Annotated in this window: 19 protein-coding genes; 13 read left to right on the top strand and 6 right to left on the bottom strand. The window is 73.3% G+C overall.

Annotation, left to right across the window (positions count from 1 at the left end; genetic code table 11):
• Positions 1–42 precede the first annotated feature (42 nt).
• On the top strand, positions 43–735 hold the full coding sequence (locus ACFVSN_RS44065; protein WP_380439941.1) for a metal-dependent transcriptional regulator: 693 nt from the start codon (positions 43–45) through the stop codon (positions 733–735).
• A gap of 540 nt (positions 736–1,275) precedes the next feature.
• Here the strand turns inward: ACFVSN_RS44065 and ACFVSN_RS44060 are convergent.
• Positions 1,276–1,974, bottom strand: a complete 699-nt coding sequence (locus ACFVSN_RS44060; RefSeq protein WP_380440058.1) for a bifunctional DNA primase/polymerase — start codon at positions 1,972–1,974, stop codon at positions 1,276–1,278.
• Between the two features lie 315 nt (positions 1,975–2,289).
• Between ACFVSN_RS44060 and ACFVSN_RS44055 the strand changes: the two genes are divergently transcribed.
• Positions 2,290–3,666 carry a transcriptional regulator gene (locus tag ACFVSN_RS44055; RefSeq protein WP_380439943.1) on the top strand — a complete coding sequence of 459 codons (1,377 nt, stop codon included), beginning with the start codon at positions 2,290–2,292 and terminating at the stop codon, positions 3,664–3,666.
• A 168-nt stretch (positions 3,667–3,834) separates the two neighbouring features.
• Positions 3,835–5,013 carry a hypothetical protein gene (locus tag ACFVSN_RS44050; protein WP_387959149.1) on the top strand — a complete coding sequence of 393 codons (1,179 nt, stop codon included), beginning with the start codon at positions 3,835–3,837 and terminating at the stop codon, positions 5,011–5,013.
• A gap of 54 nt (positions 5,014–5,067) precedes the next feature.
• Here ACFVSN_RS44050 and ACFVSN_RS44045 read toward each other — a convergent pair whose 3' ends face one another.
• Positions 5,068–6,363 carry an ABC transporter substrate-binding protein gene (locus ACFVSN_RS44045; RefSeq protein WP_380439947.1) on the bottom strand — a complete coding sequence of 432 codons (1,296 nt, stop codon included), beginning with the start codon at positions 6,361–6,363 and terminating at the stop codon, positions 5,068–5,070.
• A gap of 176 nt (positions 6,364–6,539) precedes the next feature.
• Here ACFVSN_RS44045 and ACFVSN_RS44040 point away from each other — a divergent pair, with 176 nt between their 5' ends.
• Positions 6,540–7,055, top strand: a complete 516-nt coding sequence (locus ACFVSN_RS44040; RefSeq protein ID WP_387959146.1) for a hypothetical protein — start codon at positions 6,540–6,542, stop codon at positions 7,053–7,055.
• A gap of 133 nt (positions 7,056–7,188) precedes the next feature.
• Positions 7,189–8,055, top strand: coding sequence for a formyltetrahydrofolate deformylase (gene purU / locus ACFVSN_RS44035; protein ID WP_380439952.1), 867 nt, complete (start codon positions 7,189–7,191; stop codon positions 8,053–8,055).
• Positions 8,056–8,182: 127 nt separating this feature from the next.
• Here purU and ACFVSN_RS44030 read toward each other — a convergent pair whose 3' ends face one another.
• Positions 8,183–9,397, bottom strand: a complete 1,215-nt coding sequence (locus tag ACFVSN_RS44030; RefSeq protein ID WP_387959143.1) for a zf-HC2 domain-containing protein — start codon at positions 9,395–9,397, stop codon at positions 8,183–8,185.
• The gene (locus ACFVSN_RS44025) at positions 9,394–10,044 is read right to left on the bottom strand and encodes a sigma-70 family RNA polymerase sigma factor (protein ID WP_387959140.1); all 651 of its coding nucleotides are present in this window, start codon (positions 10,042–10,044) and stop codon (positions 9,394–9,396) included. Before ACFVSN_RS44025 ends, ACFVSN_RS44030 begins: the two co-directional genes overlap by 4 nt.
• Before the next feature lie 498 nt (positions 10,045–10,542).
• Between ACFVSN_RS44025 and ACFVSN_RS44020 the strand changes: the two genes are divergently transcribed.
• The gene (locus ACFVSN_RS44020) at positions 10,543–11,022 is read left to right on the top strand and encodes an ATP-binding protein (RefSeq protein WP_380498107.1); all 480 of its coding nucleotides are present in this window, start codon (positions 10,543–10,545) and stop codon (positions 11,020–11,022) included.
• A gap of 488 nt (positions 11,023–11,510) precedes the next feature.
• Here the strand turns inward: ACFVSN_RS44020 and ACFVSN_RS44015 are convergent, their stop codons facing one another.
• Complete coding sequence (locus ACFVSN_RS44015; protein WP_387959137.1) at positions 11,511–12,479, bottom strand: GlxA family transcriptional regulator; 969 nt, start codon at positions 12,477–12,479, stop codon at positions 11,511–11,513.
• Between the two features lie 167 nt (positions 12,480–12,646).
• On the opposite strand from ACFVSN_RS44015, the gene ACFVSN_RS44010 reads away from it, so the two are divergent.
• From ACFVSN_RS44010 to ACFVSN_RS43995, 4 genes are all read left to right on the top strand, one after another.
• Positions 12,647–13,963: an MFS transporter gene (locus ACFVSN_RS44010; RefSeq protein ID WP_387598454.1), complete on the top strand. Its 1,317-nt coding sequence runs from the start codon at positions 12,647–12,649 to the stop codon at positions 13,961–13,963.
• 22 nt (positions 13,964–13,985) lie between these two features.
• Positions 13,986–14,513, top strand: a complete 528-nt coding sequence (locus ACFVSN_RS44005; protein ID WP_387959134.1) for a GNAT family N-acetyltransferase — start codon at positions 13,986–13,988, stop codon at positions 14,511–14,513.
• Positions 14,514–14,689: 176 nt separating this feature from the next.
• The gene (locus tag ACFVSN_RS44000; RefSeq protein WP_380498103.1) at positions 14,690–15,034 is read left to right on the top strand and encodes a DUF4229 domain-containing protein; all 345 of its coding nucleotides are present in this window, start codon (positions 14,690–14,692) and stop codon (positions 15,032–15,034) included.
• 32 nt (positions 15,035–15,066) lie between these two features.
• A complete protein-coding gene (locus ACFVSN_RS43995; RefSeq protein WP_387959131.1) occupies positions 15,067–16,149 on the top strand; it encodes a LacI family DNA-binding transcriptional regulator in 1,083 nt (360 codons plus the stop codon).
• A gap of 73 nt (positions 16,150–16,222) precedes the next feature.
• Here the strand turns inward: ACFVSN_RS43995 and ACFVSN_RS43990 are convergent, their stop codons facing one another.
• A complete protein-coding gene (locus ACFVSN_RS43990) occupies positions 16,223–17,437 on the bottom strand; it encodes an MFS transporter (protein ID WP_387959128.1) in 1,215 nt (404 codons plus the stop codon).
• A gap of 431 nt (positions 17,438–17,868) precedes the next feature.
• Here ACFVSN_RS43990 and ACFVSN_RS43985 point away from each other — a divergent pair, with 431 nt between their 5' ends.
• From ACFVSN_RS43985 to ACFVSN_RS43975, 3 genes are all read left to right on the top strand, one after another.
• A complete protein-coding gene (locus ACFVSN_RS43985; RefSeq protein WP_387959126.1) occupies positions 17,869–19,212 on the top strand; it encodes a dicarboxylate/amino acid:cation symporter in 1,344 nt (447 codons plus the stop codon).
• Between the two features lie 222 nt (positions 19,213–19,434).
• Positions 19,435–20,097, top strand: a complete 663-nt coding sequence (locus ACFVSN_RS43980) for a hypothetical protein (protein ID WP_387959123.1) — start codon at positions 19,435–19,437, stop codon at positions 20,095–20,097.
• Positions 20,098–20,734: 637 nt separating this feature from the next.
• A complete protein-coding gene (locus tag ACFVSN_RS43975) occupies positions 20,735–21,073 on the top strand; it encodes a hypothetical protein (RefSeq protein WP_387959120.1) in 339 nt (112 codons plus the stop codon).
• The last annotated feature ends 204 nt before the right edge of the window (positions 21,074–21,277 follow it).

Here is a 21,277-nt window from a genome sequence, read left to right as displayed (position 1 = left end):
CAGAATTGTCGGTGAGGACCCCGAAGAACGGAGCCAGCGGCGATGTCTGGGCTGATCGACACCACTGAGATGTACCTTCGCACCATCCTGGAGCTGGAGGAGGAAGGCATCGTCCCGATGCGCGCCCGGATCGCCGAGCGTCTGGAGCAGAGCGGCCCCACCGTCAGCCAGACGGTCGGCCGGATGGAGCGCGACGGCCTCCTCCAGGTCGCCGGGGACCGCCACCTGGAGCTCACCGAGGAGGGCCGCCGGCTCGCGGTGCGCGTCATGCGCAAGCACCGCATCGCCGAGTGCCTGCTGGTCGACGTGATCGGCCTGGAGTGGGAACAGGTGCACGAGGAGGCGTGCCGCTGGGAGCACGTCATGAGCGAGACGGTCGAGCGCAAGGTGCTCGCCATGCTCGGCCACCCGACCCAGTCCCCGTACGGCAACCCGATCCCCGGTCTCGACGAGCTCGGCGACGCCAAGGCCGAGGGCGAGGGCTTCGACGCCGCGCTGGTCCAGCTCGACTCGGTCAAGCCGGGCGAGGAGGGCGTCAGCGTGGTGGTCCGCCGGATCGGCGAGCCGATCCAGACCGACGAGGGCCTGATGCGCAGGCTGCGCCGGGCGGGCGTCCGCCCGGGCTCGACGGTCATGGTGAGCCCCGGCGTCGGCGGAGTCCTGGTGGGCACCGGCGAGAACGCCGCGGAGCTGGGCAAGGACATCGCCCAGCACGTGTTCGTCGCCCAGGCCTGAGCCGCCGCCGAGCCGTCCGAGCCGCCAGGCCGTCCGCGCCGTCGGCGGCGCACGACGGCGCACGCGAGGGCACATCGGCGGCACGCGGCTGCACACGGGTCGTACGAGGTCGCACACGACGAAGAGGCCCGCTGCTCCCCGTGCAGCGGGCCTCTTCGTCCTCCCCGGTCCCCCTCTTCCCTCCCGTCCCCTCCGGTCCCTCCCGCTTCCCCTCCGCACCGCCCCGCCCGGCTTCCCCGTCCGAGCGTCCCTTCCGGCGTCCCCTCGCACCGGATTCCTCCCCTCGGCCGATCATGGCAATCCTTGAGCGCTGTCACTCGTACGAGGGGCTTCTCCGGTTGACCAGCGGGTAGACCGGGCCTTTATCCGCACATGCGTATGACGGGCCCCGCCTCCGGTGGGAGACAAGGCCCGTCACTCGCGCGCGTTGTGTCGCGCGGCGCACGCCCTCACCCGATAGGCGCAGGGCGGCTGTCCGGGGGAGGGTGAATCCGGCTGGGCCGAACGGCCCGGCCGACGTCCCTCCGGCGCACCACGGCCTCAGTGCACCCCCGCCGGCTGGGCGTTCTGCGGGCGGGCCGAGGGGGCCTCGCGGCCGCACGCGTACGCCAGCGGGCTGATGAGCTCCGCGGCGTCCGGCAGCCAGCGGTTGAGCGCCGAGGGGGAACGGGCCCACTGGGCGTACCCGGTGCTGCCGACCCGGGACGGCGGGGCGACCGTCCAGTCCCCCTCGCCGCGGGCGACCAGGTCGAGCCGGCCGGGCGGCCAGCCGAGCTTGCGGAGCATCTCCGGGAGCTTGGCCGCGACCCCGGGCAGCACCAGGAAGTGCAGCCGGCGCCCGATCCGGCCGGGGGAGGCGGGGACGGCCACGACCGGGCCGAGCTGGAGGTCCTGCCGCTCCATCCGGGCCAGCGCCAGGCAGCCGGCCACCTCCGGGACGTCCAGGACGTCGAAGGAGCGGCCGGTGGGCAGCAGGATGGAGGCCTGCGGCCGTTCGGTCCACCAGCGCCGCACCGCCCCGGGGCCGGCGCTCGCCTTGCGGGCCCAGTCCGCGTCCAGCGGATGGGCGCCGGGCAGCGGGCAGCGCGGGTCGCCGCAGGAGCAGCGGGCGGGCCCGTCGCCGTCGATCAGCCAGGCGCCCGGGGCGACCTCCCAGTGGCGGTTCTCGGCGTAGCTGACGGCTTCGATGAGCAGCGGGGGCAGTCCGGCGTTCTTGCCCTGGTCGGGGGAGTCGGGGATGTCTTCCACGCGCTGCTCAACTACCGTGTGTGAGCCTGGTTACGGCCCCGCGGTGCCCGGATGGGCGCATGATGGCAATGTCACCCGAACCGGTGACTCAACCGAGTTGGGGCGGGCGGGGGCGGGCGCAGAGGGGGCGCACGGGAGCATTTCCCAGGGCGCGTGGGGGGTGCGGTTCGTCACCGTGGGTATCCCGCTGGCGTTGCTGATCGCTAACCTGGTGTCAGATTCCTTGGACGGTCGGACAGTCGGCAACAGATCAGCAGAATCGTCGCCCGCCGGCCGGGACCGGAGGGTGTGGGGAGGCGAAGCCCAATGGCCGCGAGACCACTCGTCGCACGACAGCCCAACGAGCGTCTGCAGCAACTGATCCAGGAGGCCAGCTGCTCCAATGCCGGCCTGGCCCGGAGAGTCAACCTCTGCGGCGCCGAGCACGGACTGGACCTGCGCTACGACAAGACCTCCGTCGCCCGGTGGCTGCGCGGCCAACAGCCGCGCGGGCAGGCGCCGGCGGTGATCGCCGAGGCCCTGGGCCGCAAGCTCGGCCGCAGCGTGTCGGTCGAGGAGATCGGCATGGCGGACGGCAAGAACCTCAGCTCCGGCATCGGGCTGCAGTTCGCGCCGACCCTGGGCGCGGCCCTGGAGCAGGTCTGCGAGCTCTGGCGCAGCGACGTCGGCCGGCGGGACTTCCTGACCGGGGCGACGGTCGCCGCCTCCGCCCTGGTGGAGCCCAGCCGGGACTGGCTGATCACCCCGCCGGACCCGGTGGTGGCGCGCACCGGCGGCCCGCGGGTCGGCCCGACGGACGTCGCGGCGATCAAGGCGACCACGACGATGCTGGTGGACCTGGACCACCGCTTCGGCAGCGGGCACGTGCGCCCGGTCGTCGTCCACTACCTCAACTCGGTGGTCTCCGGCCTGCTCGGCGGGGCCTACCGCGAGGAGACCGGGCGCCAACTCTTCGCCGCGGTGGCGAGGTTGACCGAGCTGGCCGGCTACATGGCGGTGGACACCGGACAGCCCGGACTCGCCCAGCGCTACTACATCCAGGCGCTGCGCCTCGCGCAGGCGGCGGACGACCGCGGCTACGGCGGCTACGTCCTCGCGGCCTCGATGAGCCACCTCGCGGCGACGCTGGGCAACCCGCGCGAGATCGCCCAACTCGCCCGCGCCGCGCAGGAGGGCGCGCGGACGGTGGCCACCCCGACGGCGATGGCGATGTTCTACGCGGCCGAGGCCCGCGGCCACGCGCTGCTCGGCGACGCCCGCTCGTGCGAGGCGGTCGCGGCCAAGGCGCTGGAGATGATGGAGAAGCGCCGCCCGGAGGACGACCCGGACTGGATCGTCCACTTCGACGACGCCTACCTCGCCGACGAGCTGGCCCACTGCCACCGGGACCTGGAACAGGCCGGCCAGGCCGAGCACTACGCCCGCCGGGCGCTCGACCTGCACCCGCCGACGCGGGTGCGCCGCCGCGCGGTGGACCTGGTCCTGCTGGCCACGGCGCAGCTGCAGCAGCGGGACCTGGAGCGCGCCTGCGAGACGGGCGCGCAGGCGGTCCGGTTGCTGAGCGGGCTGCGCTCCAACCGGGGCGTGGAGTACCTGGACGAGTTCCGGCGCCGGCTGGAGCCCTACCGGGAGCAGCGGGTGGTCCGCGAGTTCCACGCCAGGGCGGACGCGGAGGCCGCCTGAGCGGATCGGCCCCCGCGGGGGAGCAGGTCGTGATGTCCCGCCCACGTGGTCACCCGGTGAGGCGAACCGGTAGCGTGGGCGCGACGTCCAAGGAACTGTGATGCTCCCAAGAACCGACGAGATGTGGTCCGCCGTCAGCGCGCGGTCGTGCACAGGTGAGGAATCGCGTTGAGCCAGCGCCGCTCGTATCCCAACTCGGGTGACTTCAACCTGGACGACCTGTTCCGCCCTGAGCCCGGCCAGCAGCAGGGCCCGCAGGCCGTCGTGCCAGGTCAGGCGGGTCAGCCGCAGGGCGCCCCCGGCCAGCAGATGCCGCCGGTGGGGCAGCCGTCCGGGCAGCCGGAGTACCTGGGCGAGGGCGGGCACGCGCTGCCGACGCAGGCCATGCCGGCCCAGGGCGCGCCGTGGGGCGGCGCCCCGGCCCTCGGGGCCCAGGGCTACCCGCAGGGCGCCCCGGCGCCGGAGACCCAGCACCTCCCGCCGTACCCGACCGGGGACCCGCAGGCCGGCGGCTACCCGGGCGCCCCCGGCTACCCGCAGCAGGCGCCCGGCTACGCACCGCAGCCGGACCAGGCGTACGGCCACCAGGGCTACCCGCCGGCCGCCCACCCGCAGCCGGTCCAGCCCGGCTACTCCGGTGTCGACTACTCCGGCGCCGAGTACCAGACCACCGCCGTGCCGGTCCGCGAGGAGCGCGGCGGCGGACGCCCGTCCTCGAAGCTGATCATCGGCGGCGTGGTGGCCGGCTGCGCCGCGGCCGGGATCCTCGTCGCCGTGCTGATGAGCGGCGGCGACGACAGCACGAGCGGCGACAAGAAGAAGACCCCGCCGGTGGCCTCGGCCGGCAGCGCCTCGACCGGCCCGGCGGGCGCGAGCGGTTCGGCGGCCGCCGTCGACCCGGAGGTCAAGGCGCAGGCGCAGCCGCTGTCGGACCTGCTGGGCACCGCGAGCGACAGCCGCTCGGCGGTCGTGAACGCGGTCGGCGCCGTGCAGAAGTGCAACCAGCTGCCGGAGTCGCAGCAGGCGCTGACCGCCGCGGCCGGCAAGCGGCGCGAGCTGCAGACAAAGCTCGGCCAGCTGAAGACCGACAAGCTGCCCGGTGGTGCGCAGCTGGTCGAGCAGCTCAACGCGGCCTGGACGGCCTCGGCGCAGGCGGACGACGAGTACGCGGCCTGGGCCTCGGACTCGCAGGCCCCGGGTGCGTGCGGCAAGCAGGACAACCAGCACTACAAGAACGCGGTCACGGCCAGCGGCTCGGCGACGAACGCCAAGAAGCAGGCGTCCACGCTCTGGAACGCGATCGCGACGCAGACCGGCCTGCCGAGCCGCGGCGACGGCGACCTGTAGGAGGGCGTCGGAGGGGCGGGCCGCCCGCGCCTCACGAGGGCGGCCCGCACACCGTCACGCCGGGGGCTTGCTGCCCGTGAGCACCCAGCGGACGTCGACGAAGCCCGGCTGCTGCAGGGTCATCCGGCCGCCCTTCACCACCTGGTAGGTGACCCAGGTGTTCACCAGCCGCGGCGACTCGGTGCTGGGCAGCATGTTGGTGGTGCCCCAGCTCAGCGGCGGGGTGAGGCCGACGTCGACGCCCTCGCCGCTGTCCAGCAGGGCGGTGATCGTCTTCGAGTCGACCGCCTTGCCGGCCGAGGTCAGCTTGTCGGAGACGACGCGGAACACCTCGTACGCGACCCAGGTGGTCTCCACGCCGGGGTCGGACACGTCGATGGTCCGGCCGTCGGCGCGCACGACGTCACGCAGCCCGTCCCACACCTTGGCCGACTCCGGCGGGTACCAGCTGGTGACGAACGCGCCGCCCAGCGGTCCGCTGTCGCCGCCGGTGGAGTCGACCACCGACTGCTGCACGCTGCCGATCACCGAGGCGATCCTGGTGTTCCTCGGGCCCAGCCGCCGGTAGGCGTCCAGCAGGTTGCCGGTCGGCTCGGCGCCGAGCGCGATGGTCACGCAGTTGCCCGGCTCGTCCTTGCCGATCGCCTTGCGCACCACCGGCGTGTAGTCGTTGGACTTCTCGGGCGCCTTGACGTCGAGCAGCTTGAGCCCGGCGGGCTTGAGCGCGTTGGCCAGGTAGCCGAGCAGGTTGTCGCCGGCCGGGGTGTCCGGGCGCACCAGGGAAACGTATCTGCACCCGGCGTCGACCAGCTGGCGGCCGCTGCCGCCGATGAGCGCGGGCATGCCGCCGTCCACCGGGTAGGACAGCGGGCTGCTGAACTCCGGCTGGGAGAGGCCGTAGCCGCCGATCAGCGGGATCCCGGCACGCTCCAGGACGGGCATGAAGGCGTCGCCCCACTGGCTGTAGGAGCCGATGACGGCGACCGCCTTGTTGTCCACCGCCTGCTGCGCGCACGCCTTGGCACCCTCGGCGTCGTTGTGCTCGTTGCAGGTGAGCACCCGCAGCCGTCGTCCGTTTAAGCCGCCCTTGTTGTTCACGTCGCGTCCGATGGCCTCGGCGAGCGCCGTCATGCCGGGCCGGTCGGCCGAGCCGGTGCCGGCCGGCGCCCAGGTCATGACGGTGAGGTCGGAGCCGGTCGTGGCATCGGCCGGTCCGCCGCACGCGGAGGCCGAGAAGAGGGTGGGGAGCAGGGCCGCGGCGATCGCGGCGGCGGCGATCGGGCGGCGCGCGGTCCGGCGCTGCCGCGCGATCTGGTTCCGGGCCTGGAAGGTGTCCCTTCGGCGGGTCATCGGTATTCCCTCTCTGGGGCGCCCTCCGGCGCACCGGAGCAAGCCAAGCCCCGGCGGCACAAGCCGAGAGGACCGAAATGTGAACGCTCGGAAAACGGGTGCCGAACTCCCGAGGGGAACGCGTGTAGATCCCGCGAGTGGAGCACGAACAGCACGGGAACGTACGATCGTTCCCCATGTCCGCCAGCACAGATTCTTCGCACCGGTCCGCCCGAAACCCTTCTCGTCCGGGCCACCGCTCCAGCACGATGGGCGGCATGCCGCTCAACGACCTGCCCTGGTGGCGCTGGCGAGCCCGACTGCGCTCGGCCCTGCACATGCTGTCCGACCCCGCCTTCCAGCAGGAGGCCTGGCTGTCCGGCCGGGAGGGGTACGGGGACGTGACCGACGCCGTCTACCGGCTCGTGGAGGACACCTGGCTGGACCGCTGGTCCGCCGAGAAGTACGTCGGCGCGATCTTCCGCGACGCGGCCGAGGCCGCCCTGGTGGACGTCGCCGTGCTGCGGGTGGTCAGCCTGCTGCACGAGGTCGGCGCTGACGCCCCGGCCACCGCCTACGTCGGCCACCCCGGCTGGCCCGAGGCCGTCCGGGCCGCGCGCGAGGCGCACGTGCTGCTGGCGGTCAACGACGGGGACGACCCGGACGCGGCGCCCAAGTCGCTGGACGTGCTGCGGATCCTGACCTCGGTCTGAGCGGGGGCCCGGTGCCCGTACTGCGGAACGGGCGGTGCCGTCCCGCAGTACGGGCACCGGGACGGGTGCTGTCCAGGATGTGACACGCTGGACCATTCACGAACCGCACGACCATAGGACGGGATACCCCCACGTGGAACAGCAGCCGGCCAGTGCCCAGTACGTCCTCACGCTGTCCTGCCCCGACAAGCAGGGCATCGTCCACGCGGTCTCCAGCTACCTCTTCATGACCGGCTGCAACATCATCGACAGCCAGCAGTTCGGGGACGGGGAGAGCGGCCTGTTCTTCATGCGGGTGCACTTCTCGGCCGCCGAGCCGGTCACCGCGGACAAGCTGCGGGCCAGCTTCGCCGCGATCGGCGCCTCGTTCGGCATGGAGTGGCAGATCCACCCGACCGAGGAGCGGATGCGGATCGTCCTCATGGTCAGCAAGTTCGGGCACTGCCTCAACGACCTGCTGTTCCGCAGCCGGATCGGCGCGCTGCCGGTGGAGATCGCCGCGGTGGTCTCCAACCACACCGACTTCCGCGACCTCACCGAGGGCTTCGGCATCCCCTTCCACCACATCCCCGTCACCCGGGACACCAAGGCCGACGCCGAGCGGCAGCTGCTCGACCTGGTGGAGCGCGAGAACGTCGAACTCGTCGTGCTGGCGCGCTACATGCAGGTGCTCTCGGACGACCTGTGCAAGGCGCTGTCCGGCCGGGTGATCAACATCCACCACTCCTTCCTGCCGAGCTTCAAGGGCGCCAAGCCCTACCACCAGGCGCACGCCCGCGGCGTGAAGCTGATCGGCGCCACCGCGCACTACGTCACCGCCGACCTCGACGAGGGCCCGATCATCGAGCAGGAGGTGGCCCGGGTCACCCACGACGTCACCCCGGACCAGCTGGTCGCGCTCGGCCGGGACGTCGAGTGCCAGGCGCTGGCCCGCGCGGTCAAGTGGCACAGCGAGCACCGCGTGCTGCTCAACGGCAGCCGGACGGTCGTCTTCGCCTGACGGGCGGGTCCCTCGGGGTTGCTTCCGGGGTTGCTCGGCGTCGCTCGGGCCGCTCGGGGTTGCTCAGGGCTCGGGCTTGCTCAGGGCCGCTCGGGGCTCGGGGGTTGGTCGGCGTCGCTCGGGCCGCTCAGGGCCGCGACAGCAGCGGCACCGCGCGCAGCACCTCGCGGATCGCGGCGCGGTCGCCGTGCTCGCCGACCGGCACCCGCTCGGGATCGCGGTGCGCGGCGGCCAGCTGGCAGAACTCCAGCCCGTCCAGCACCATCGACGCCACCGGCTCGCCGCCCGGCCGGACCTCCGCGCGGCCGTCCCCGCGGCCCTCGTCCGGGCCGTCCAGCGGGATCAGCCACTCGCCGGCCGCCGGGCCGTCGATCACCAGCCGCAGCCGCCGCCCGCCCCGCCCGGTCCCGGGCGCCCCGGCCACTCCGGCCGCCCCGGCCGGCTGGGCGGCCCGCAGCCCGGCCAGCGCGTGCGGGACCATCCGGACCGCCAGCTCCACCATCTGCCGCAGGTGCTGCGGCGCCGGCGGGTCGTACGGGTAGGCCACCGCGCGGGCCACGTCCTCGCCGTGCACGAAGCACTCGAAGGCGCGGTCCACGAACGCGTCGCGCAGCGGCACGGCGGCGAAGCCGAAGTCCACCGGCGTGCTGCCCTGCGGGGCGAGGGCGGCGGCGCGCACCAGGTCGTGGGTCTGCCGCCGCCAGCGGGCCCGCACCGACTGCGGCGGAGCGCCGGCCGCCCCGGCGAGCAGCCGCGCGGTGCGCTCGGTGATCCCGGCGTACCGGCCGCCCTGCGGCGGCACCCGGGGCGCCCGCGGCCGGGCGTCCGGCTCCTGCGGCGGCACCCGGCGTTCGACCGGCGTGACGGCGGTGCCCGGGACGGCCGGCACCGGGTCCGGCAGGCCGAGGGCGAGCGCCACGTAGCCGTCGACGGCGGTCAGGTGGCACAGCACCTCGGCCGGGCGCAGGTACTCGGTGCCGCCGTGCCACGGGAGTTCGGCGACCTCCTGCCACTCCTCCGGGCCGAGGTCGCGCAGCAGCGCGTCGAGCTTGGCGGTCTCCGCCGCGTACGGAACTCCCCAGGCGGGGACGGGCAGTTCGGCCGGGCGGCGGGCCAGGCACCAGTCGAGCACCTGCTGGCGCAGCGGGCCCGGCTGGTCGAGCGGCTCGTCCACGGCGAGCCAGCCGGCCGCCTCGCGCAGCCGCGCGGCCTCCTCGGCGCACTCCGCGCAGGCGCGCAGGTGGAGTTCGAGTTCGGCGGCCTCGGCGGGCGGGCACGCGCCGAGGGCCCAGGCGCCGAGCAGCGAGCGCAGGGCGTCGTGCTGCTCCCCGGTGGTCGTCACGTGCCCCCGTTCCCGTCCTGCGTGGTCCGGCCGCGGGCCCCGTCCCGAACGGTCCGGCCGCACTGGCGGGCGCGCTCGTCGGCCAGTTCGGTGGCGAGCAGCTCCAGGCCGAGCCGCATCCGCTGCTTGGCTGCCTGCTCGCTGATGCCGAGCCGGCGGGCCGTCTCCTGGTAGGTGCGGCCGTCGTAGTACGTCACGGCGATGGTCTCACGCAGGCTGTGGGGGAGGGAGTCGACCACGTACTGCATGCGCGCGGCGGTGGCGACCTCGCGGATCTCGTCCTCGGCGGACCCGGGCCCGGCGCCCGGTTCGGCGGCCCGGCGCAGGCGCAGCCGGTCGACGGCACGGCGGTGGGTGAGCGCGCCGAGCCAGGAGCGCAGCGAGCCCTGGGCGGGGTCGAAGGCCTCGGGGTGCTCCCACACGTGGGCGAAGACCTCGCGGGTGAGCTGGGCGGCGGCGGCCTGGTCGGCCAGTATCCGCCCGGCGAGCCCGTGCACCATCGGCGCGAGCAGGTCGTAGAGTTCGCCGAGCGCGGTCTCCTCGCCGCGGGCGAGGCGCCGCTGGAGCTGCTCGTCCCAGCGGGGGCCGGCGTCCGCGGCCGTCGCGGCACCGCGGTCCGGGGTGGCCATCGGGCCGGGGGCGGCCATCGCACACCACCCTCCTGACCGGGGTCCGCTGGCTTACTCAACGGTATCTTGCGGCCGTCGGGCGGCGGGAGGAATCCCCGAAGAAGGGAACGCCGAGTTTCGGATCGTCACATGGTGGGACGTTCGGCTCGTGGGACCGTCCGCCGATGCCGCTGTTCGAGAACGGTCGGACATATGTCGCACGGGTGGTTCGCGAGTGGCGGGCCGGGTGTCGGGGGTGTGCGGCGGTAGGTTCGCCACTGCCGGTCCGGCGTGGTCGGCCGCGGTCCGGCCGAGCGCCGGTGCGAGGTTCGCCAGAGTGAACGGGACAGTATGCACTGCCCTGTCCCCCGATCGCTGGAATATGCCCGAAGCGCTTGCTGCGGTCCGTCCGCCCGCTCATCCTGAGGCGTATTCGTGTCGCGGCCAGCACCGGGTGGGACGTGCGACGGCCCTGCCGGCCGGCCGAACCGGCCCGATCGGGACGATGGCCGAACTGCGAGTGCGGGTGGTGGAGCGGTGCAGGTTCTTCAGGTACAGCTGGCGGTGCAGGCGGATCCCGCCGAGGTGGGCCGGGCCCGCCGGTGGGTGCGCTCGCGGCTGTTGAACCACGGGGTCGACCCGGACGCGCCGATGGCCGAGACGGTGGTGCTGGTGGTCTCCGAGCTGGTGACCAACGCCGTGGTGCACACCGGCTGTCCGGCCGTGCTGCGGCTGTGCCTGCCGGTGGACTGCGCCGCCCCGGCGGGCGCCCCGGCACCGGCCGTCCCGCTGCGGGTGGAGGTCGCGGACGCGAGCCAGGTGGCGCCGGCCCCCCGGCACGCGGGCCCGGACGCCGACGCCACCAACGGGCGCGGCCTGGAACTGGTCGAGCTGCTCTGCGAGCGCTGGGGCTGGTACCCGGACGGCTCGGGCAAGCGGGTGTGGTGCGAGATCGGCGCGGACGCCCGGCCGGCGGACCCGCTGGCGGGCGTGGACTGGGCGGCGCTCGCGCAGTAGGCGCCGCGTCGCGATCAGCGGGCCGACCAGGATCAGCGGGCCGACCACGATCACCGGGTCGACCAGGATCAGCGGGCCGACCAGGGGCGCGACCGCCGCAACGATCACCGGCCGAAACCTGACGCAACCATTCCGAATTTCCGACAACCCATTGACGTGACGTATCCGACTGATCACGCTTGGGTGCAGCTCTCCGTCGCGAGGGGACGCCGAGGGGACACCCGTACGGCCGTCGTGGTGCTGCTGTCCAGGGGGATCGTGTCAGCAGGGGGGACCACGGCCTGCCAGGGGTGCGACCTCCTCGGCGAGTGCGGAGCGCCGGTGCGGGTTCAGGGCCCGTGCGTTGCGATCGGATGGCGGCCCGCCGTGCCGCGCTCGGGGTGTGCACGGCCGGCCGCCATCCGACTCGTCATCCGGTCCATCGTCCGGGTCGTCGTCGGGTCGTCGTCGAGTCGTCATCCGATTCGCCGTCCGGTTCGCCGTCGAGTTCAGGACACCGCCCGGAACGTCCTGCGGTAGGCGCTCGGCGCGACGTCGAGGCGTCCGCGCAACTGGAGCCGCAGTGAGGCCGCGGTGCCGAAGCCGGACTCCCGGGCCACCTGGTCGATCGTCAGGTCGGTGCGCTCCAGCAACTGCCGGGCGCGCTCGGTGCGCTGGACGGTGAGCCACTGGCCCGGACTGCTGCCGGTCTCCTCGCGGAAGCGCCGGGTGAACGTCCGCACGCTCATCCCCGCGCGGTCGGCGAGCTGACGCAGGGCGAGCGGTTCGTCCAGGTGCTCCAGCGCCCACGCGCGGACCGGCGCCGTCCCGGTGCCGCCGTGCTCCACCGGGCTCGGGGCCTCCACGTACTGCTTCTGGCCGCCCTCGCGCCACGGCGGGACGAGGCAGTTGCGGGCCACCGCGTTGGCGACCGCGCTGCCGTGGTCGCGCCGCACCACGTGCAGGCACAGGTCCACCCCGGCGGCCACCCCGCCGGAGGTGAGGACGTCGCCGTCGTCCGTGTAGAGCACGTCGGGGTCCAGCCGGACCCGCGGGTACAGCTCGGCGAAGCGCTCGGTGTAGCGCCAGTGCGTGGTGGCCGGGCGGCCGTCCAGCAGGCCGGCGGCGGCGAGCAGGAAGGAGCCGGTGCAGATCGACATCAGCCGGGTGCCGGGCCGGATCCGGGCGATCGCGGCGGCCAGTTCGGGGGTGTAGGCGGCGTCGGCGGTGGCCGGGCTGGCGTCGGCCGAGGCCGGGATCACCACCGTGTCGGCCCGCTCCAGGAGTTCGGGCCCGTGGTCGACGGCCACCCGGAAGTCGGCGCTGGTGGCGACCGGCCGGCCGTCCAGCGTGCAGGTCGCCACCTCGTACAGCGGCTCGCCGCCGGGCCCCTTCGCGCCGCCGAAGATCCTTGCGGGGATGCCGAGTTCGAAGGCGATGACCCCCTTCAGGGCCAGGACCGCGACCAGGTGCGCCATCTCGTTCCTTCTCGTTCCTTCCGTCATGGCCCGCGTTGCCCGCGTTGCCCGCATGGCCCGTACGGCTGCGGGCCGGGCCAGCCTAGGCCAGATCGTGGCCCGATTCTTTCGAAAGCTGGCATTCAGGCCACTCGTCGCCGTCCGGCCGCCCCGGGAGACTCGACCGCGTGACCGAACGCAACGTCCTCGCCCCCACCCCCTCCGCCGCCACACCAGCCCGCCCCGCCCGGCGCGTGCACTACGCCTGGGTGGTCGCCGGCGTCTCGCTCCTGGTGCTGCTCGGCTCGGCCGGCTTCCGCTCCACGCCCAGCCTGATGATGGACGCCCTGCACAACGAGTTCGGCTGGTCGCTCGGGACCATCTCCAGCGCCACCTCCGTCAACCTCACCCTCTACGGACTCACCGCCCCCTTCGCCGCCGCCCTGATGGACCGCTTCGGCGTGCGCCTGGTCGTCGTCTGCGCGCTGCTCACCATCTCGGTCGGCTCCGGGCTCACCATGCTGATGCGTGAGCCGTGGCAACTGGTGCTCTGCTGGGGCGTGTTGGTCGGTCTCGGCAGCGGCTCGATGGCCGGCGCGTTCGCCACCACCATCACCGGCCGCTGGTTCCGCGCCCGCCAGGGCCTGGTCACCGGCGTGCTGACGGCCGCCGGCGCCGCGGGCAACCTGATCTTCCTTCCGGTCGGCGCCTGGCTGGTCGAACACCACGGCTGGCGCTCGGCGGTGGTCGTCGTCTCGCTCGCGGCCAGCGCGGTCGCCGTCCCGGTCCTGCTCCTGATGCGCGAGCGGCCCGCCGACATCGGCCTCCTGCCCTACGGTGCGACCGAGGCCCCGCCCGCCCCCGCCGCCGACGGCCGGGCGCTGGCCCGCACCCTGCGCGTGCTGCGCGACGCGGCCCGCACCCGGGCGTTCTGGCTGCTCGCCGGCTCCTTCGCGATCTGCGGCGCCACCACGGCCGGCCTGGTCGGCACCCACTTCATCCCGGCCGCCCACGACCACGGCATGCCCGTCACGACGGCGGCGAGCCTGCTCGCCATGATCGGCCTGTTCGACGTGGTCGGCACCATCGCCAGCGGCTGGTTCACCGACCGCGTCGACTCCCGCCTCCTGCTGGTCGTCTACTACGGGCTGCGCGGGATCTCCCTGCTCCTCCTGCCGCAGCTGCTGGCCGGCTCGCTGCAGCCGCCGATCCTCGCCTTCGTGATCTTCTACGGCCTGGACTGGGTGGCCACCGTGCCGCCGACCGTCGCCCTGTGCCGCCGGCACTTCGGCGAGGACGCGCCGATCGTCTTCGGCTGGGTGCTCGCCAGCCACCAGATCGGCGCGGCCGTGGTGGCCGGGCTGGCCGGCTTCGCCCGGGACGCGCTCGGCAACTACGACGCCACCTGGTACGGCGCGGGCGCCCTCTGCGCGATCGCCGTCGGCCTCTGCCTGGCGCTCCGCGGCACCGGCCGCAAGGACCGGGTCCTGCCCGCCCTGTCGTAACGACCGATTAGGCTCCGCACCCATGACGCTCACCTTCACCCTCGACCCGAAGCCCGACCCCGACCTGCGGGCCGCGATCGTCGGCCTGTGGACCGACGTCACCAACGCCGGCGGGGCCGTCGGCTTCGTGGCGCCGGTCACGGAGGACGACGTCTGGGACACCGCCGACCACCACTTCGCCGGGCTCGCCCCCGAGGGGCCGGACCGCCTGCTCGTCGCCCACGAGACGGAGACCGGCCGGCTGGTCGGGGTGCTCTTCTTCGAGTCGATGCGCTTCAACCTCATGGAGCACTGGCGGATGCTCAAGCGCGTCATGGTGCACCCCGACACCCAGGGCCGCGGGTACGGCGTCGAGTTGATGGCCGAGGCCGAGCGGGCCGCCCGGGAGTGGGGGCTGGACGGCCTGCGGCTGACGGCGCGCGGCGGCCAGGGCCTGGAGCGGTTCTACGCCCGCTGCGGCTACCGCGAGGTCGGCCGGGTCCCCGGCGCGATCCGGGTCGCCCCGGGGGACGACCGCGACGACATCACCTTCTGGCTCGACCTGCACTGACGGCCGGGCCCGGCCCGCGCCGACACCCGCGCCGGGACGGCCGTCGGTACCCGCGCCTGCGGCCGTCCCGGACGGCCCGGAGCGGGGGACGGGCGACCCGTCCCCCGCTCCGCCCGTCGGGCATGCTTCACTGGGGGACCGGCCCCGACCCCCAGCGCAGTGAAGGACGTGCCCCAGTGAGCAGCAGCAACGGCCCCGCCAAGTCGCACGCCACGCTCCGCTACACCTCCCTGCGGGTCAGCATCTTCCTCGGCTGCCTGCTGGTGGCCCTCCTGCTCGGCCACTTCGGGGTCATCCCGGTCAGCGGCCAGACCGGCGTGATCTTCCTCTTCCTGCTGGCCGCGATCGCCTCCGCGCCGCTCAGCTACGTGCTGCTGAGCCGCCAGCGCGACGACATGTCGGCCCAGATCACCACCAAGGTCTCCGGGATGCGCAGCCGCACCGCCGATCGGATCGCCGCGCAGAACGCCGAGGAGGACGCGGCCGACGAGGCCGCCCGCGCCGCCGCCGCGCGGAACTGAGGCCGGCCCGCCCCGGACCCGCTCCCGCCGCCGTGTCCGCCTCCGCCGATCTCCCGCAGACCCCCGAGCCGCACACCCCCGAGCCGCCGCCCGACGGCGCCGCCGGCACCTGGCCCGCCCCCGCGCGGCGGCCCACCGGCCGGGACGTCGCCCGGCTCGCCGGGGTCTCCCAGGCCACCGTCTCGCTCGTGTTCTCCGGCTCCGAAGCCGGCTCCCGGGTCTCCGACGCCACCCGCGAACGCGTCCGCGAGGCCGCCCGCAGCCTCGGCTACCGCCCCCAGGCGGCCGGCCGCCAGCTGCGCCTGGGCCGCAGCGGGATGATCCTGCTGGCCGTCCCCAACCTCCTCGGCCCGTTCTTCGGGCGCGTGCTGGAGGGCGTCCACGAGGAGGCCGGGCGGCACGGCCTGGCCGTCGTCGTCAGTTCGGGCTGGGGCAGCGCGACCCTCGCCGAGGCCGCCACCACCAGCCGCTTCGACGGCCTGCTGATCTGCTCCCCGGACGACAGCCAACTCGGCGAGCTGCCCGCCGACACCCCCGCCGTCTTCCTGGACGCGGACCCGGGCACCGACCGCGCCCGGCCCACCATCGAGCTCGACGTCGCGGGCGGCATGCGGGCCGCGGTCGAGCACCTGGCCGCCCTCGGCCACCGCCGGATCGGCCGGCTGCGCTCGATCCACTCCGCCTACACCTTCCGGGTCCGGCAGGCCGCCTTCGAGCAGGCGGTGGCCGAACTCGACCTGGACGTCGTCGAGTTGGGCGTCCGACTGAACGAGGGACACCCGGCCGCCCGGAACGTCGCCCGCGGGATGCTGGAGCGGCCGGACGCACCGCGCGCGGTGATCTGCGACGACGACGTGGTGGCGTCGGGGGTCTACCAGGCCGCCGCCGAGCTGGGCGTGCGGGTGCCCGACGACCTGTCCGTGGTCGGCATGGACAACGTCGCGGTCGCCGCTCTGCTCGCCCCGCCGCTGACCACCGTCGACCTGCCCGGCGAGGAGCTCGGCCGGGCCGGCACCGCCGCCCTGGCCGGCCTGTTGCGCGGCGAGCGGGTGGCCCCGCCGCCGCCGCTCGCGACCTCGCTCGTGCTGCGCTCGTCCACCGCCGCCGCCCGCTGACCGGCCGTGGCCCACGCATGACTGTGCCCGCCGGTCCAGACCTCCGGCGGGCACAGTCGTCTCTGGGGGCCGGTCAGCCCACGGGCACCGGCTGCGGCTGCGGCACCGGCGCGAGCGGCACCGCCCGGAACCACCGGCGCGCGCCGAACAGCAGCAGGCCGCCCAGCCCGATCCCGCCCGCCGCGCACAGCGCGACCGGCCGCAGCGAGCCCTCCGCGAGGTTCCCGGACACGGCGTAGCCGAGCGAGTTCCCGGTCGCGAACAGCGTCACCAGCCAGGCGAACGCCTCCGTCACCGTCCCGGTCGGCGCCAGCTCCGCGACCAGCACGAACGCCGCCGCCAGCAGCGGGGCCAGCACGATCCCCGAGACGAACGCCAGCGCGGCCATCGGGTACGGCCCGGGCAGCACCACCAGCGGGAGGTAGGAGGCGGCCATCACCAGCGCCATCACCCACGTCCGGGTGCCCGTGCCGCTGCGCCACTTCACCGCCCCGTACGCGAGCGCGCCCAGCAGTCCGCCGAGCGCCGCCAGTGCCAGCAGCGTGCCGGCACCGCCGGGCAGGGCGCCCCCGTGGTGCTCGGCGTAGGCGATGAACAGCACGTTCTGCGCGCCGACCGCCCAGCCGGCCCCGGCCAGTCCGACCAGCAGCAGCACCAGACCGGGGGAGCGCAGCGGGCCCAGCAGTCCGGCCGAGTGCTCGCGCGCCGGGGCTCGCCAGGCCCGCGCCGGCGCGGCGGTGGCGACGACCAGCGCGCCCGCGAGGCCCAGTCCGGCCGCCACCCACAGCGCCGCGACGGGGCTGAAGAGGCCGGCGATCCCGGCGACGGCCAGCGGCCCGGCGACGTAGAGGATCTGCTGCGAGGCGGAGTCGAAGGCGTAGGCGGTGTCCAGCTGTTCCTCCTCGACCACGGCCGGCCACAGCGAGCGCAGGCAGGGTTCGAGCGGGGGCATCGCGAGCCCGGCGATCGCGGCGCCGGCCGGCGCGGCGAGCACCGAGCCGGGCGCGAGGGCGAGCAGCGCGTACCCGCCGCCCGCGACGACGGCGGAGGCGATCAGGACGCGGGGCTGCCCGGTGAGGTCGACGATCCGGCCGAGCACGGGCCCGCCGACGGCGGCCGCCAGGGCGTACACGGCGGTGGCCAGACCGATCCGGCCGTAGGGCGCGCCGGCCTCGCGCAGGGCGAGGGCGATGACCAGGGCGGTCATCCCGGCGGGCAGGCGGCCGAGCAGGGTGCCGAAGAGGAGGCGGCTGACGTGGGGGGCGCGGAGCAGGGCGAGATAGCCCATCGGCGGATCTCCGGTGGGGCGTGCTGGAACAGGGACGTTGTCAAGGTTATACGTATAACCGTCGGGCGGTCAATCGGACCGGAGTGGCCGCCTGATGGTGCGTCGGGCTCGTTCGTGTCCGGATCTCGCTCTTGCGCCGCCCTAACCTCAAACAACTACTTTGAACATCTCAAACCTTTACTGCTAACGTGTCGCCCATGACCCCCTCGGACGCACCCCGGATGCACGGCCTGGGCACCCCGCCCACCGCCGCCCGCGCGTGCCGTCTGCCGGGAGCCGTGGACAGCCCGCGCCGTTGTCGCGCCGCCTGCTGTATTCCGGCGGCACGCCCCTGACCGGGGGCCGAGCCCTCACCGCCCGGCCCGCGCGCCGTGCCGCCGTCCCCGCCGCACCCCACCGTCAGCACCGCCCTCCCCCGGAGTCGCACCCCCATGTCCACAGCGCCCGAGGCGACCTCGTCGCCGTCCGTGCTCGCCCGCATCCGCAAGACGCCGTTCTGGGTGCAGATCGTCGCCGGCCTCGTGCTCGGCGTCGGCCTCGGCTACGTCGCCCGCGCCGGCGACGTCTCCTGGCTGGCCACCACCCTGGAGACCATCGGCAAGACCTTCGTCCAGCTGCTCAAGCTGGCCGTCCCGCCGCTGGTCTTCACCGCGATCGTGGTGAGCGTCGCCAACCTGCGCAATGTCACCAACGCGGCCCGCCTCGCCGTCCGCACCCTGCTCTGGTTCCTGATCACCTCGCTGATCGCCGTCGCCATCGGCCTCGGCCTCGGCCTGCTCACCGACCCGGGCAAGGGCACCAACCTCAGCACCGAGGGCCTCAAGGCGCCCAAGGGCGGCGGCACGTGGGTCGACTTCCTGACCGGCATCTTCCCGACCAACATCGTCACCGCGTTCACCGAGGTGAACGTGCTGCAGATCGTCTTCATGGCGGTCGTCGTCGGCGCCGCCGTCATCAAGCTCGGCACCAAGGCCGAGCCCGTCCTCAAGCTCAGCGAGTCGGTCCTGGAGCTGACCCAGACCGCCCTGTGGTGGGTCATCCGGCTCTCCCCGCTCGGCACCCTCGGCCTGATCGGCAAGTCCGTCGCCAAGTACGGCTGGGACCTGCTCAAGCCCTTCGCGACCCTCACCGCCGACATCTACGTCGGCTGCGCGCTGGTGCTGTTCGTCGTCTACTCGCTGCTGCTGAGGTTCGCCGGCGGCCTCAACCCGCTCAACTTCTACCGGGGCGCCTGGCCCGCCATCCAGCTGGCCTTCGTCTCCCGCTCCTCGGTCGGCACCCTGCCGGTCACCCGCCGCGTCACCGAGCGCCTCGGCGTCCCGAGCGAGTACGCGTCCTTCGCCGTCCCGTTCGGCGCCACCACCAAGATGGACGGCTGCGCCGCGATCTACCCGTCGATCGCCGCGATCTTCGTCGCGCAGGTCTACAACATCGACCTCGGCATCAAGGACTACATCCTGATCGCCTTCGTCTCGGTCATCGGCTCGGCCGCCACCGCGGGCCTCACCGGCGCGATCGTCATGCTGACCCTGGCCCTCTCCACCCTGGGCCTGCCCCTGGAGGGCGTCGGCCTGCTGCTCGCCATCGACCCGATCCTCGACATGATGCGCACCGCGACGAACGTCGCCGGTCAAGTTGTAACGCCGATCATCGTGGCCGCCCGCGAGGGCATCCTCGACCGCACGGCCTACAACAGCCCCAAGGGCGACCTGCTGGACGGGTCCTCGGCCGTCATCCCGGCGCAGGACGGCGCGAAGGTCGCTGCCACTGCCTGACAAAGCTGACATCGATGAGCCCTCTCCCTGGTGGTGCCCGGGAGAGGGCTCATCGGCAGTAGGGCCGCTCTCAGTCCTCCTCGGGGACAACCGGGCCCTTGCGCGGGGGGGGGGGGGCGGTACGCCCACTACGGGGAGCCTTTGTCTCGATACCGGTACGTGCCGGCTGTGCTTCTGTAAAAGCATCCTCGCGGGCATACGACCCTCGGCTAGTCATCTCCTATGCCGACATCTGCCGCACAGCCGGACGACCCCACACAACCGGGCAACCCCGCAGAACCGGGCGAGAAAGTGAAGCGGTTGACGGACTGGCTTAAGCTCGCCGGGGTCATCGCCGACCTGATCGCCATAGTGCTGGGCCAGCTCAAGGTGCTTCCACGCGGGTGCATTCTCATTGGCTTCATCGCGCTCTGCGCCTTCGTCATCTACTACGCGGTCTGGGCGTTTACGCCCCGTGCTCGCTTCGAGGCCATCAAGCGGCGGCTGATGGCCTGCCTTGCTGTGCTCGGTCTACTCGCAGGCTGGATGGCTGGCGTTCCAGGTGCCATGGGCGACGGCAAAGCCGACAACCCGGCCCCGACCTCAGAGACGGTGTCGGAGCTCTGCAACACCAACGACGACGTGCGGGTGTGCAACGCTCCCGACCCCACCGGGTACCGGGCGAGCGTCTACGTCCCGCCGGGCAGTCGCATCGGGGGGCATTACCTCGACTTCAACCTCGTCTGCGGCTCTGATGACCCCATCGGCGACCAAGGGGCCTTCAAGGTCTACCCCAGCCACCCGTACAGTTACGTCTTCGCTGTGGGTTCCAGGGGTGCCTGCGTTGTGCGGGTGTACGACCGCCCCACCGGCCCCAGCTGGGCTTCGCCCGTCGTCTACCGCTGACCGTGGCGGAGCGACCACAGCCGGGGAGCTGAGAAGCTGCGGCCCTGACATTGTGTGTCCTGCTTGCGCCGGACGCCGAAGTGCTCTACCAGGTGTGTCCTCAGCGGGACTCTCGGCTCTCGGCTGGTCCCCTGTCAGCATGAGTGGCAGGTCGCCATTCCATGACGAATGGCCCTTCTACCTCCAGCCCGCTCTGCCGCAGGCGCATCGTGGGTGGATCCGGTTGCGAACGTCGCCGGTCAAGTTGTAACGCCGATCATCGTGGCTGCTCGCGAGGGCATCCTCGACCGCGAGGCCTACAACAAGCCGCACGGTGACCTGCTGGACGAGCCGGTCGCCATCCCGGCGCAGGCCACCGCGAAGGCTGCTGCTGCGGCCTGATTGGTTCAGCTGAAGGGCCCTCTCCCATCAATAGGAGAGGGCCCTTTCTGCTGCCAGCGTCCCGCCGGTCGGGGTTAGGTCTCCGGGGCCGGGCTGTGACCATTCTTAGGAAGTAGTTGCGACTGTTCCGTTTCTTTCTGTAGCCGTCACACGCCGTCCGCACTCCTTCGCGCCGGTGACGATGTGTGAACATATCCATACTGTTGGTTGTGACAGCGGGTCGCACGTCGCGACTCGGTGAACAGGAGGTCCCAGCATGCGACGCCTTGTCACGACGATCGGTACTCTCGCCGCTGCCGGGCTGCTGGCCTTGGCCATCCCCACGTCTGCCCAGGCTGCTACAGGCGCTCTGGCGTTCTACAACGTCGTGGGAAACAAGACCCCGACGGTGACGTTCCTTGACCCCGAATCTAGCTGCTACGAAGTGCCGGTGAAGGCGCGGGGGCCGGTGTCGGGCGCACACAATGCGACGAACAGCGTTGTCGACTTCTACCTGGGCGAGGGCTGTTCGGGTACACCCCACAGCCTGCGCCCTGGCGGTTGGCTCAGGTTCAACCTCCACTGGGGGCCGGGATCCTTCCGGGTCGAGAGCTAAGCCAGCCCGGCGAGACGGAAGAACTGTCTGTCCCTCGGCTGCGAGGTGTGTTTTTCAGCTCGCGCTGTGAGCATTCGCTGACATCCAGACGAGGTCGGGCCCTCTCCCATGGGGCGGATTCTTGGGGTCCTCGCAACACCTGATGGCTTACGTGGTCGTCAGTAGATCACGCAGGCGCTCGGCTGGGGTTCTCCAGCCGAGCGT

Origin of the sequence: Kitasatospora sp. NPDC057904 (assembly GCF_042887925.1) — a bacterium.
Taxonomy (GTDB): domain Bacteria; phylum Actinomycetota; class Actinomycetes; order Streptomycetales; family Streptomycetaceae; genus Kitasatospora.
This window is presented reverse-complemented; position numbering and strand designations above follow the sequence as displayed.